The sequence below is a fragment of the Enterobacter sp. AN-K1 genome (assembly GCF_020971765.1).
GTDB lineage: Bacteria > Pseudomonadota > Gammaproteobacteria > Enterobacterales > Enterobacteriaceae > Enterobacter > Enterobacter hormaechei_C.
Genome location: NZ_CP087390.1, coordinates 1,652,156 through 1,664,659 on the forward strand (window position 1 = coordinate 1,652,156; position 12,504 = coordinate 1,664,659).

Annotated in this window: 9 protein-coding genes and 2 tRNA genes; 1 reads left to right on the plus strand and 10 read right to left on the minus strand. The window is 53.5% G+C overall.

Going from position 1 to position 12,504, the window contains the following annotated elements; all coding sequences use genetic code 11:
• Window positions 1-85: 85 nt before the first annotated feature.
• The 4 genes from infB to LOC22_RS07950 all read right to left on the minus strand — a co-directional run bounded on the left by infB (window position 86) and on the right by LOC22_RS07950 (window position 5,065).
• The gene (infB, locus tag LOC22_RS07935; RefSeq protein ID WP_006812117.1) at window positions 86-2,773 is read right to left on the minus strand and encodes a translation initiation factor IF-2; all 2,688 of its coding nucleotides are present in this window, start codon (window positions 2,771-2,773) and stop codon (window positions 86-88) included.
• A 24-nt stretch (window positions 2,774-2,797) separates the two neighbouring features.
• Window positions 2,798-4,300, minus strand: coding sequence for a transcription termination factor NusA (gene nusA, locus LOC22_RS07940; RefSeq protein ID WP_003861798.1), 1,503 nt, complete (start codon window positions 4,298-4,300; stop codon window positions 2,798-2,800).
• Between the two features lie 28 nt (window positions 4,301-4,328).
• The gene (gene rimP / locus LOC22_RS07945) at window positions 4,329-4,781 is read right to left on the minus strand and encodes a ribosome maturation factor RimP (RefSeq protein WP_014833432.1); all 453 of its coding nucleotides are present in this window, start codon (window positions 4,779-4,781) and stop codon (window positions 4,329-4,331) included.
• 207 nt (window positions 4,782-4,988) lie between these two features.
• Window positions 4,989-5,065 (minus strand) — tRNA-Met (locus tag LOC22_RS07950).
• Window positions 5,066-5,351: 286 nt separating this feature from the next.
• Here LOC22_RS07950 and argG point away from each other — a divergent pair.
• On the plus strand, window positions 5,352-6,698 hold the full coding sequence (gene argG, locus LOC22_RS07955; RefSeq protein WP_015571974.1) for an argininosuccinate synthase: 1,347 nt from the start codon (window positions 5,352-5,354) through the stop codon (window positions 6,696-6,698).
• Window positions 6,699-6,885: 187 nt separating this feature from the next.
• On the opposite strand, the gene LOC22_RS07960 is transcribed toward argG, so the two are convergent.
• The 6 genes from LOC22_RS07960 to rlmE all read right to left on the minus strand — a co-directional run bounded on the left by LOC22_RS07960 (window position 6,886) and on the right by rlmE (window position 12,477).
• A tRNA-Leu gene (locus LOC22_RS07960) sits at window positions 6,886-6,972 on the minus strand.
• 9 nt (window positions 6,973-6,981) lie between these two features.
• Window positions 6,982-7,314: a preprotein translocase subunit SecG gene (gene secG / locus LOC22_RS07965; protein WP_003861803.1), complete on the minus strand. Its 333-nt coding sequence runs from the start codon at window positions 7,312-7,314 to the stop codon at window positions 6,982-6,984.
• Window positions 7,315-7,536: 222 nt separating this feature from the next.
• The gene (gene glmM / locus LOC22_RS07970) at window positions 7,537-8,874 is read right to left on the minus strand and encodes a phosphoglucosamine mutase (RefSeq protein WP_003861804.1); all 1,338 of its coding nucleotides are present in this window, start codon (window positions 8,872-8,874) and stop codon (window positions 7,537-7,539) included.
• Complete coding sequence (folP, locus tag LOC22_RS07975) at window positions 8,867-9,715, minus strand: dihydropteroate synthase (protein WP_032655232.1); 849 nt, start codon at window positions 9,713-9,715, stop codon at window positions 8,867-8,869. The genes glmM and folP overlap by 8 nt, the downstream gene beginning before the upstream one ends.
• Before the next feature lie 98 nt (window positions 9,716-9,813).
• Window positions 9,814-11,748 (minus strand): ATP-dependent zinc metalloprotease FtsH, encoded by a 1,935-nt coding sequence (gene ftsH, locus LOC22_RS07980; protein WP_003861810.1) that lies wholly within the window; start codon window positions 11,746-11,748, stop codon window positions 9,814-9,816.
• Window positions 11,749-11,850: 102 nt separating this feature from the next.
• Complete coding sequence (gene rlmE / locus LOC22_RS07985; protein WP_003861812.1) at window positions 11,851-12,477, minus strand: 23S rRNA (uridine(2552)-2'-O)-methyltransferase RlmE; 627 nt, start codon at window positions 12,475-12,477, stop codon at window positions 11,851-11,853.
• Window positions 12,478-12,504 lie beyond the last annotated feature (27 nt).

Consider the following 12,504-nt stretch of genomic DNA (forward strand, 5'->3'; position numbering starts at 1 on the left):
AGGGGCTTAAGCCCCTTTTTAAAATTACTGCCGGGTGGCGCTTCGCTTACCCGGCCTACGCTAATTACTCTTCAGTTGACGAAGATTACGCGATGGTACGCTGAATTTCGATGATCTCGAACACTTCGATCATATCGCCAACGCGAACGTCGTTGTAGTTCTTCACGCCGATACCACATTCCATACCGTTACGGACTTCGTTAACGTCATCTTTGAAGCGGCGCAGGGATTCCAGCTCACCTTCGTAGATAACCACGTTGTCACGCAGTACGCGGATTGGGTTGTGACGCTTGATGGTCCCTTCGGTAACCATACAGCCCGCGATCGCACCGAATTTCGGTGATTTGAACACGTCACGTACTTCAGCCAGACCGATGATCTGCTGTTTCAGCTCAGGAGACAGCATGCCGCTCATCGCTGCTTTCACTTCGTCAATCAGGTTATAGATGACGGAGTAGTAACGCAGATCCAGGCTTTCAGCATCAATCACTTTACGCGCAGATGCGTCAGCACGAACGTTGAAGCCAACCAGGATCGCGTTGGACGCTGCTGCCAGGGTTGCGTCGGTTTCGGTGATACCACCTACGCCAGAACCGATGATCTTCACTTTCACTTCGTCGGTAGACAGTTTCAGCAAGGAGTCGGAGATCGCTTCCACAGAACCCTGAACGTCCGCTTTCAGAACGATGTTCACTTCGTGAACTTCGCCTTCGGTCATGTTGGCGAACATGTTCTCGAGTTTAGATTTCTGCTGACGAGCCAGCTTCACTTCACGGAATTTACCCTGACGATACAGAGCGACTTCACGCGCTTTCTTCTCGTCACGTACCACGGTGACTTCGTCACCGGCAGCCGGAACACCGGACAGGCCGAGAATTTCCACTGGAATGGACGGACCCGCTTCCAGCACTTCCTGACCCAGTTCGTTACGCATCGCACGAACGCGACCGTATTCGAAACCACACAGAACGATGTCGCCCTTGTGCAGAGTACCTTCGCGAACCAGAACGGTTGCAACCGGACCACGACCTTTATCCAGGAAGGATTCGATTACCGCGCCGCTCGCCATACCTTTACGAACCGCTTTCAGCTCCAGAACTTCAGCCTGAAGCAGGATAGCGTTCAGCAGGTCGTCGATACCGGTACCTGCTTTTGCAGATACAGGGATGAACTGCGCTTCACCGCCCCACTCTTCCGGCATAACGCCGTACTGGGACAGTTCGTTCTTCACGCGATCCATATCGGCTTCTGGCTTATCGATTTTGTTAACTGCGACAACCAGAGGCACCTGCGCCGCTTTCGCGTGCTGGATAGCTTCAATGGTCTGTGGCATCACGCCATCGTCGGCAGCAACAACCAGAACAACGATATCCGTTGCCTGAGCACCACGAGCACGCATTGAGGTAAACGCTGCGTGGCCTGGGGTATCCAGGAAGGTGATCATGCCGTTTTCGGTTTCTACGTGGTAAGCACCAATGTGCTGGGTAATACCACCCGCTTCGCCGGAGGCAACCTTAGTAGAACGAATGTAGTCAAGCAGAGAGGTTTTACCGTGGTCAACGTGACCCATGATGGTCACGACCGGTGCGCGCGGTTCAGCCGCTGCGCCCGTATCACGGTCGCTCATTACTGCTTCTTCCAGCTCGTTTTCACGACGCAGGATAACTTTGTGACCCATCTCTTCGGCAACCAGCTGTGCGGTTTCCTGGTCGATGACCTGGTTGATGGTGGCCATTGCGCCCAGTTTCATCATCGCTTTGATGACCTGAGAGCCTTTCACCGCCATCTTGTTAGCCAGTTCGCCAACGGTGATGGTTTCGCCGATCACAACGTCACGGTTAACGGCCTGAGCAGGCTTCTGGAAGCCCTGCTGGAGAGCGGAACCTTTACGCTTGCCGCCTTTACCGCCGCGAACCGCTGCACGCGCTTCTTCACGGTCAGCTTTTGATTCAGCGTGTTTGTTACCTTTTTTCGCAGGACGCGCAGCTTTTGCACTGCGAGTACGGCCACGACCACCTTCAACTTCGCGGTCGTTGTCGTCTTCTGCCTGACGCGCATGCTGAGACGTGGTGACGTGATAATCGCTGGTATCTTCAGTTGGTTCAGCGGTATTCACACCGTTCTTCTCGTTTTCTTCTGCCATGCGACGCGCTTCTTCGGCGACGCGGCGAGCTTCTTCTTCAAGCTTGCGGCGGGCTTCTTCTTCCGCTTTACGCTTCAGCTCGGCAGCTTCATTTTCACGGCGGGCTTTTTCAGCCTGGGCAGTTTTGGTCATTTCGTCGGTCTGTTGATTGCTCACTTTGTCTTTTTCCGCAGCGTCACGCTTCGCTTTTTCACCGGCGTCGCGTTTCGCTTTTTCTGCGGCCTCACGTTCAGCTTTTAATTCTGCTTCACGTTTGGCAGTGGCTTCTGCCTCACGCTGAGCTTGTTCTTCCGCTTCACGCTGTGCCTGCTCTTCCGCGGCAAGGCGTTCTGCCTCTTGCGGATCACGTTTTACAAAGGTGCGCGTCTTGCGGACTTCAATTTGTACCGACTTGCTTTTGCCACCGGTACCAGGGATGTTCAACGTGCTACGCGTTTTACGCTGTAGCGTTAACTTGTCAGGCGTAGAGCCGTGTTCACGGTTCAGGTGCGCTAACAAGGTTTGTTTTTCTTGCGCGGTCACCGAGTCATCAGCGGACTTCGGGATCCCTGCATCAGCAAATTGCTGTACCAGGCGGTCCACGGAGGTCTGAATCTCAGCAGCCAGCGATTTTACAGTTACATCAGTCATGCTGTTCCTTCCTGCTACAGTTTATTACGCTTCGTCGCCGAACCAGCAAATATTACGTGCGGCCATGATGAGTTCGCCGGCTTTCTCGTCGGTTAAACCTTCGATATCGGCCAGGTCATCAACGCCTTGCTCAGCGAGATCTTCCAGCGTACAAACACCACGGGCAGCCAGCTTGAACGCAATCGCACGATCAAGACCTTCCAGATTCAGCAGGTCATCAGCCGGCTTCTTATCGCCAAGGCTTTCTTCCTGAGCCAGCGCCAGGGTGGTCAGTGCGTTTTTAGCGCGTTCACGCAGGGCTTCAACGGTTGGTTCATCCAGACCGTCAATTTCCAGCAGCTCTTTCATTGGCACGTAGGCCAGTTCTTCCAGCGTAGAGAAACCTTCTTCAACCAGCACAGTGGCGAAGTCTTCGTCAATGTCCAGGTATTTGGTGAAGGTATCGATCGCCGCGTGGGCTTCAGCCTGATGCTTGGCCTGAAGGTCATCAACGGTCATCACGTTGAGTTCCCAGCCGCTCAGCTGTGACGCCAGACGTACGTTCTGACCGTTACGGCCAATCGCCTGCGCCAGGTTGCCCGCTTCTACAGCGATATCCATGGTGTGTTTGTCTTCGTCAACAACGATAGACGCCACATCAGCCGGTGCCATTGCGTTGATCACGAACTGCGCCGGGTTATCGTCCCACAGAACGATATCAATGCGCTCGCCGCCCAGTTCGGTAGAAACCGCCTGAACACGTGCGCCACGCATACCGACGCAAGCACCGACCGGGTCGATACGCTTGTCGTTGGTTTTCACCGCAATTTTCGCACGGGAACCCGGATCGCGGGCCGCCGCTTTGATTTCGATAACTTCTTCGCCGATTTCCGGCACTTCGATACGGAACAGTTCAACCAGCATTTCTGGTTTAGAACGCGTCACGAACAGCTGTGCACCACGCGCTTCAGGACGTACGGCATACAGCACACCACGAATACGGTCGCCTGGGCGGAAGTTTTCACGCGGCAGCATGTCTTCGCGCAGGATCACGGCTTCAGCGTTACCCGGCAGCCCTTCGGATTTGATCTCCAGAGAGATGTTGTCGCGGTTCACTTTCTTCACCACACCAGTGATGATTTCGCCTTCCTGATCGCGGAACTGATCGACAACCAGCGCGCGCTCGGCTTCGCGCACTTTCTGCACAATAACCTGCTTCGCGGTCTGGGTGGTGATACGGTCGAAGGTAACAGATTCAATCTGATCTTCAACGTAGTCACCCACGTTCAGACTTTCGTCTTCAAAACGTGCCGCTTCCAGCGTGATCTCTTTGGTCGGTTGGGTCACTTCTTCAACGATTACCCAACGACGGAATGTATCGAAGTCACCGCTTTTACGATCGATTTCTACGCGAACATCGATCTCTTGTTCGTATTTTTTCTTGGTTGCTGTAGCCAGTGCACTTTCCAGCGCTTCGAAAATCTTCTCACGCGGCAGTGATTTCTCGTTGGAGACGGCTTCAACAACAGCCAAAATTTCTTTGTTCATCGCGGGCTTTTCACCTCAATCCAGACTGTTAAAAGTGGGGAACCAGGTTCGCCTTCTGGATATTACTCAGCGCGAACACTTCATCTTTGCCTTCGACTGTCACCGTGATCATTTCACCATCAACGGCTTTGATAATTCCCTGCCATTTACGGCGGTTCTGTACGGCCATACGCAGAACGAGAGCCACTTCTTCACCGGTAAAGCGCACGTAGTGCTCGGCCGTGAACATCGGACGATCGAGGCCAGGTGAGGAAACTTCCAGGTTGTACGCAACGGTAATCGGATCTTCAACATCAAGAACCGCACTCACCTGGTGGCTGACATCAGCACAATCATCAACATTGATGCCATCTTCACTATCAATATAGATGCGCAGTGTGGATGTACGGCCGCGAACGAATTCGATGCCGACCAGTTCGTAGCCCAGTGCTTCGACCGGCGCAGTAATCATCTCTGTTAATTTTTGCTCTAATGTGGACAAGCCCACCCCCAAGACATAAAAAAAGGGCGTAAAGCCCAGTTATTCTGTAGTCAGATAACAAAAAACCCCGATAAATCGGGGCTTTAGATAACTGAACCCTATAGCCACAACTGTGGCCTGGAGCACTCTCCGAAAGCATTTTTTCAAATCCAGCTACGAAGGCTCTAAGTCTTCACAGTATATTTGAAAAAGAACTTTATGGGAAAGTGGTTGCGGGGGCCGGATTTGAACCGACGACCTTCGGGTTATGAGCCCGACGAGCTACCAGGCTGCTCCACCCCGCGCCTGAAACGTGGCAAATTCTACGCGTTTTGGACAGAATTTGCAAATAATGCTGGGATTTGGTACCGAAGACGGGACGTAAAATCGGCGTTCAGTATATTGATAGTTGACCCCACCTGTCAACCCAACTTCAGCCAGGGCAATAAAAGGGAAATTTTTACAAAAAACGCACACGTCTCTTTCGGTCGTCGATAAAAGATGATTAAATGAATACTCACTTATTTTGCATAAACATGCATCGAGAGCGAAAGCGGTCTCTAATCAGTCAATCAAGCAGGGTTTTATTATATGACGACGATTCTCAAGCATCTCCCGGTAGGACAACGTATTGGCATCGCTTTTTCTGGCGGCCTGGATACCAGCGCTGCACTGCTGTGGATGCGCCAGAAGGGAGCGGTTCCTTATGCATATACTGCGAACCTGGGTCAGCCGGACGAGGAAGATTATGACGCGATCCCTCGTCGTGCCATGGAATATGGCGCAGAGAACGCACGTCTGATCGACTGCCGTAAGCAGCTGGTTGCCGAAGGGATTGCCGCAATCCAGTGCGGTGCTTTCCATAATACGACCGGCGGCCTGACCTATTTCAATACCACCCCGCTGGGTCGTGCCGTCACCGGCACTATGCTGGTCGCCGCCATGAAAGAAGATGGCGTGAACATCTGGGGGGACGGTAGCACCTATAAAGGCAACGATATTGAACGTTTCTATCGTTATGGCCTGCTGACCAACGCCGAGTTGCAGATCTACAAACCGTGGCTGGATACCGACTTCATCGACGAGCTGGGTGGCCGTCATGAAATGTCTGAGTTTATGATTGCCTGCGGCTTTGACTACAAGATGTCCGTTGAGAAAGCCTACTCCACCGACTCCAACATGCTGGGTGCGACGCACGAAGCGAAAGACCTGGAATTCCTGAACTCCAGCGTAAAAATTGTTAACCCGATCATGGGCGTGAAGTTCTGGGATGAGAACGTGAAGATCCCGGCGGAAGAAGTGACCGTGCGTTTCGAACGTGGTCATCCGGTTGCCCTGAACGGTAAAACCTTCTCCGACGATGTTGAACTGATGCTGGAAGCAAACCGCATCGGCGGTCGTCACGGTCTGGGTATGAGCGATCAGATCGAAAACCGTATCATCGAAGCGAAAAGCCGTGGCATTTACGAAGCGCCGGGGATGGCGCTGCTGCACATCGCTTACGAGCGTCTGCTGACCGGTATTCACAACGAAGACACCATCGAGCAGTATCACTCTCATGGCCGTCAGCTGGGCAAACTGCTGTATCAGGGTCGCTGGTTTGATCCACAGGCGCTGATGCTGCGTGACGCCCTGCAACGTTGGGTGGCAAGCGCAATCACCGGCGAAGTGACGCTGGAACTGCGTCGCGGCAATGATTACTCCATCCTCAATACCGTGTCTGACAACCTGACCTATAAAGCAGAGCGTCTGACCATGGAGAAAGGTGAGTCAGTGTTCTCTCCGGACGATCGTATTGGCCAGCTGACCATGCGTAACCTGGACATCACCGATACCCGTGAGAAGCTGTTCAACTATGTTGAGAATGGCCTGCTCTCCGCCAGTTCCGGTAATGGCCTCCCTCAGGTTGAGAACCTGGAACACAGCGATAAGAAATAATCGACAGCAAGTCATGCAAAAAGCGCCCATTGGGCGCCTTTTTTGTGGTCTTCGTAGGCCCGGTAAGCGCAGCGCCACCGGGCAAAACGGCGGGTGGCGCTGCGCTTACCCGCCCTACAAAAGATCGGATACACAGAATGTACAGACGAAAAAAAAGACGTCTTGCGACGTCTTTCTTCTGGAATATTGGTACCGAGGATGGGACTCGAACCCACAAGCCCGTTAGGGCACTACCACCTCAAGGTAGCGTGTCTACCAATTCCACCACCTCGGTACGGAATACTTACTGCGGGATATCGCTGGTTGGCTTAGCCGGTGCAGCTGGCTGAGTTTGCTCAGTTTTTGCTGGCGCGCTCAGATTTTCCCACTCGCTTCCTTTACTGGTCTTGTTGCTGTTGATATTGCCCAGCACCAGACTGATGATGAAGAACAGCGTAGCCAGAATCGCCGTGGTGCGGGTCATGAAGTTCGCAGAACCACTTGAACCGAACAGCGTACCGGAAGCGCCTGCTCCGAAGGAGGCTCCCATATCAGCGCCTTTACCTTGCTGTAGCATAATCAGCGCTACGAGAGCGATGGCTACAATAAGGAAAATAACTAAAAGAGCTTCGTACATAATCAACCTGTTCCTTGCGGATTTGCCGCATACCAATGCTTCGACCAATTAGCAGGATTTTGTTTCCCACTGAAGCGGGTGTGAATACTAACCAAAGCGAATCACCTTCGCAAGGGCATTTTCGAGGCATTGTATCAACTGCGGAAAAAAACAGCAAAAAGCCATTCATTGCTTAAAACAAAGGCGGCAAACGCCGCCTTTTTAAACACTTATTCTGAAAGATTATGCAGCTTTGACTGCATCCGCAATGCGGTGCGCAAATTCAGTTACCTGCGCTTCGTCTTCGCCTTCCACCATCACGCGGATCAGCGGCTCGGTACCCGACTTACGCAGCAGGACGCGCCCACGGCTGCCAAGAGTCGCTTCCACCTCTGCCATCACCGCTTTCACGTTATCATTTTCCAGCGGGTCGCCTTTACCCGCGGTGAAACGCACATTGACAAGAATCTGCGGGAACATTTTCATGCCGCTGCACAGATCGTGCAGGCTCATATGGTTACGCGCCATCGCGGCAACAACCTGAAGCGCCGCCACAATGCCGTCACCGGTGGTGGTTTTATCAAGCAGGATCACGTGGCCGGAGTTTTCCGCACCGATACGCCAGCCTTTCTCCTGGAGTTTTTCCAGCACGTAGCGGTCACCCACTTTCGCACGGACAAACGGAATACCGAGCTGTTTCAGCGCCAGTTCGAGCCCCATGTTGCTCATCAGCGTGCCCACCGCGCCACCGCGCAGTTGCCCCTGACGCAGGCCTTCACGCGCAATGATGTAGAGGATCTGATCGCCATCGACCTTGTTACCTTCGTGGTCAACCATGATCACACGGTCACCATCGCCATCCAGGGCAATACCCAGATCGGCCTTTTCAGCCAGGACACGCGCCTGCAAGGCACGCACGTCTGTCGCGCCGACTTCTTCGTTGATGTTCAGACCGTCCGGCTCGCAGCCGATAGTGATCACTTTCGCACCCAGCTCGCGGAACACATTCGGCGCAATGTGGTAAGTCGCACCGTTGGCACAGTCCACCACAATTTTGAGGTGTGCCAGGCTCAGCTCATTCGGGAAAGTGCCTTTGCAGAATTCAATGTAGCGGCCTGCGGCATCGACAATACGGTTTGCTTTACCCAGCTCAGCGGAGTCAACACAGGTGATCTCTTTTTCCATTTCCGCTTCAATCGCCTCTTCTACGTCATCCGGCAGTTTGGTGCCGTCGATGGAGAAGAATTTGATACCGTTGTCATAGAACGGGTTATGGGAAGCGGAAATGACGATGCCCGCTTCCGCACGGAAGGTGCGGGTCAGATAGGCAACAGCAGGGGTCGGCATTGGCCCCGTAAAGGAAGCTGAAAGCCCCGCCGCCGCCAGCCCGGCTTCCAGCGCGGATTCCAGCATATAACCCGAAATACGGGTATCTTTCCCAATAATGATCTTACGGGAGCCATGACGCGCCAGCACTTTCCCCGCTGCCCAGCCCAGCTTCAGGACAAAGTCAGGGGTAATTGGCGCATCGCCTACGCGCCCACGGATGCCATCGGTACCAAAATATTTACGATTACTCATAGCGTTTGTTTTCCTTCGCTGCCAGTGTGGCTTCCACCACACGCATGGCTTCTACTGTTTCTTTTACGTCATGGACTCGAATGATGTGTGCACCTTGCATCGCGGCAATCACCGCGCAGGCCAGACTGCCGCTCAGACGTTCGCTCGGCCCGACATTCAACAACTGACCAATCATCGATTTTCTCGACATTCCCACCAGCAGTGGCAGGCCGAACTGATGAAACTCTGATAAGCGCGCAAGCAACGCGTAATTGTGTGAGAGATTTTTACCGAAACCGAAGCCCGGGTCGAGCAGCAATTTCTCTTTTGCGATACCCGCACGTTCACAGCGTTCGATATGCTCAATAAAGAAGCGGGTGACGTCGGCAAACACATCGTCATATTTTGGCGCCTCCTGCATTGTCTTAGGCTGGCCCTGCATATGCATCAGACACACCGGTAGCCCGGTTTCTGCGGCGGCTTCAATCGCGCCCGGCTCGGTCAGCGAGCGGATATCATTGATAATGTGAGCGCCAACTCTCGCCACTTCACGGATCACTTCGGGTTTGGAGGTATCAACGGAGATCCACACTTCAAAGCGCCGGGCGATAGCCTCCACCACCGGCACCACGCGCGCCAGCTCTTCCTCCACCGAAACCTCCGCCGCACCAGGCCGCGTTGACTCCCCTCCAACGTCAATGATGGTGGCACCCGCGTTGATCATTAAATTCGCGTGTTTAACCGCGTCGATAAGCGAATTATGCGTGCCGCCGTCAGAGAAGGAATCAGGCGTGACATTCAGGATCCCCATCACATGAGGATGTGAAAGGTCGAGATGCGAGTCCTGGGCGAATAGTTTCATGGTGAAGTCTCTGGAATTAATGTGGTTAAACAGATAAGAAAAACCCCGGAGCAAGCTCCAGGGTTTGAGATACAGACAAACGCTTCAACAGCAGTGACTTACTTGTCGCCCAACTGCTCTGACATGGTGTTGCCCGGGTTTGGCGTACGCGGTTCATCGACCGGACGCGGCGCACGCGGGGTGCCATTGTTGTCAGAATTGTTAGACGCGCCTGGGTCTTCCCAGCCTGCCGGCGGACGCACTTCGCGGCGCGCCATCAGGTCGTCAATCTGCGGTGCATCGATGGTCTCATATTTCATGAGCGCATCTTTCATCGAATGCAGGATGTCCATATTGTCGTTCAGGATCTGACGGGCGCGAGCGTAGTTACGTTCAATCAGCGCTTTCACTTCCTGGTCGATGATACGTGCCGTTTCATCGGACATATGTTTCGCTTTTGCCACGGAGCGGCCCAGGAATACTTCGCCCTCTTCCTCTGCATACAGCAGCGGACCGAGTTTGTCGGAGAAGCCCCACTGAGTCACCATGTTACGCGCCAGGTTTGTCGCCACTTTAATATCGTTCGACGCACCGGTGGAAACATGTTCCGCACCGTAGATAATCTCTTCAGCCAGACGACCGCCGTACAGGGTTGAAATCTGGCTTTCCAGCTTCTGACGGCTGGCGCTGATCGCGTCGCCTTCAGGCAGGAAGAAGGTCACACCCAGCGCACGACCGCGCGGAATAATCGTCACCTTGTGTACGGGATCGTGTTCCGGCACCAGACGACCGATAATCGCGTGGCCCGCTTCGTGATATGCCGTGGACTCTTTCTGCGCTTCCGTCATCACCATGGAGCGACGTTCCGCACCCATCATGATTTTGTCTTTCGCTTTCTCGAATTCCACCATGGACACCACGCGCTTGTTACCGCGAGCGGCAAACAGTGCTGCTTCGTTGACCAGGTTAGCCAGATCCGCACCGGAGAAGCCTGGAGTACCACGCGCGATGATTGCCGCGTCGATATCTGGCGCCAGCGGTACGCGTCGCATATGCACTTTCAGAATCTGTTCACGACCGCGAACATCCGGCAGACCGACCACAACCTGACGGTCAAAACGGCCTGGACGCAGCAGCGCAGGGTCGAGTACGTCCGGACGGTTAGTTGCCGCGATAACGATAATACCTTCGTTACCTTCGAAGCCGTCCATCTCAACCAGCATCTGGTTCAGGGTCTGCTCACGTTCATCGTGACCACCACCCAGGCCTGCGCCACGCTGGCGGCCTACGGCGTCGATTTCATCGATGAAGATGATGCACGGTGCTGCCTTCTTAGCCTGCTCGAACATGTCACGCACACGAGATGCACCGACACCCACGAACATTTCAACGAAGTCAGAACCTGAAATAGTAAAGAACGGCACCTTCGCTTCACCCGCGATGGCTTTTGCCAGCAGGGTTTTACCGGTACCCGGAGGGCCGACCATCAGGACGCCTTTCGGGATCTTACCGCCCAGTTTCTGGAAACGGCTCGGCTCGCGCAGGTATTCAACCAGTTCACCCACCTCTTCTTTTGCTTCGTCACAACCTGCTACGTCAGCAAACGTGGTCTTGATCTGGTCTTCCGTCAGCATACGCGCCTTGCTCTTACCGAACGACATGGCACCTTTGCCACCACCGCCCTGCATCTGGCGCATAAAGAAGATCCAGACGCCGATAAGAAGCAGCATCGGGAACCAGGAAATGAAGATAGAAGCCAGCAGGCTTGGTTCTTCCGGCGGCTCGCCTACCACTTTGACGTTTTTGGTCAGAAGGTTATCAAGCAGCTTAGGATCGTTCACCGGGATGTAAGTCGTGTAACGGTTACTATCTTTCTTGGTAACGTTGATCTCACGTCCGTTGATACGCGCTTCGCGAACCTGGTCCTGATTGACCTCTTGCAGGAAGGTAGAATAATCCACCTTGCGGCCATTCGACTCGCTGGGCCCAAAGCTCTGGAATACTGACATCAGCACAACGGCAATGACCAGCCAGAGTATTAGGTTTTTCGCCATGTCACTCAAGGGATTAACCTCATATTACAACTGTGTTAAAAACAGCGTCAGGATACTCTATATCCAGTTTCATTCAAACTTTCGCCTGAAATCTACCGGTTATCATTTTCGCCCGGTCGCTACAATATACACTTCACGGGAACGGGCCCGGGAAGAGTCCGGCTTACGAACTTTCACCTTCGCAAACAGGGAGCGAATTTCCTTAAGATACTCCTCGAAACCTTCGCCCTGAAACACCTTCACAACAAAACTACCACCAGGCGCTAGTACATCACGACACATTTCTAACGCTAGTTCCACCAGATACATGGCGCGGGGGATATCCACCGCCGGTGTTCCACACATATTTGGCGCCATATCCGACATGACAACCTGGACCTTACTGTCACCTACACGATCAAGTAGTGCTTTAAGCACTAATTCATCACGAAAGTCGCCCTGAAGGAAGTCGACACCGACGATGGGATCCATTGGTAAAAGATCGCATGCGATGATTCGGCCCGTTCCGCCGATCTGCGTAACCGCATACTGGGACCATCCGCCAGGTGCCGCACCGAGGTCGACCACCGTCATTCCCGGTTTAAAAAGTTTGTCACTTTGCTGTATTTCATCAAGTTTAAACCAGGCGCGGGAACGCAACCCCTTTTTCTGCGCCTGTTGAACATATTTATCGCTAAAGTGTTCCTGAAGCCAGCGGCTGGAGCTGGCAGAACGCTTTTTACCTGTCATTTAACATTTCCGTCCTGGTTCATCGTT

Coding starts and splice junctions, on each gene's coding strand:
- infB (WP_006812117.1), bottom strand. CDS start 2,773: ATGACTGATGTAACTGTAAAATCGCTGGCTGCTGAGATTCAGACCTCC.
- nusA (WP_003861798.1), bottom strand. CDS start 4,300: ATGAACAAAGAAATTTTGGCTGTTGTTGAAGCCGTCTCCAACGAGAAA.
- argG (WP_015571974.1), top strand. CDS start 5,352: ATGACGACGATTCTCAAGCATCTCCCGGTAGGACAACGTATTGGCATC.
- secG (WP_003861803.1), bottom strand. CDS start 7,314: ATGTACGAAGCTCTTTTAGTTATTTTCCTTATTGTAGCCATCGCTCTC.
- glmM (WP_003861804.1), bottom strand. CDS start 8,874: ATGAGTAATCGTAAATATTTTGGTACCGATGGCATCCGTGGGCGCGTA.
- folP (WP_032655232.1), bottom strand. CDS start 9,715: ATGAAACTATTCGCCCAGGACTCGCATCTCGACCTTTCACATCCTCAT.
- ftsH (WP_003861810.1), bottom strand. CDS start 11,748: ATGGCGAAAAACCTAATACTCTGGCTGGTCATTGCCGTTGTGCTGATG.
- rlmE (WP_003861812.1), bottom strand. CDS start 12,477: ATGACAGGTAAAAAGCGTTCTGCCAGCTCCAGCCGCTGGCTTCAGGAA.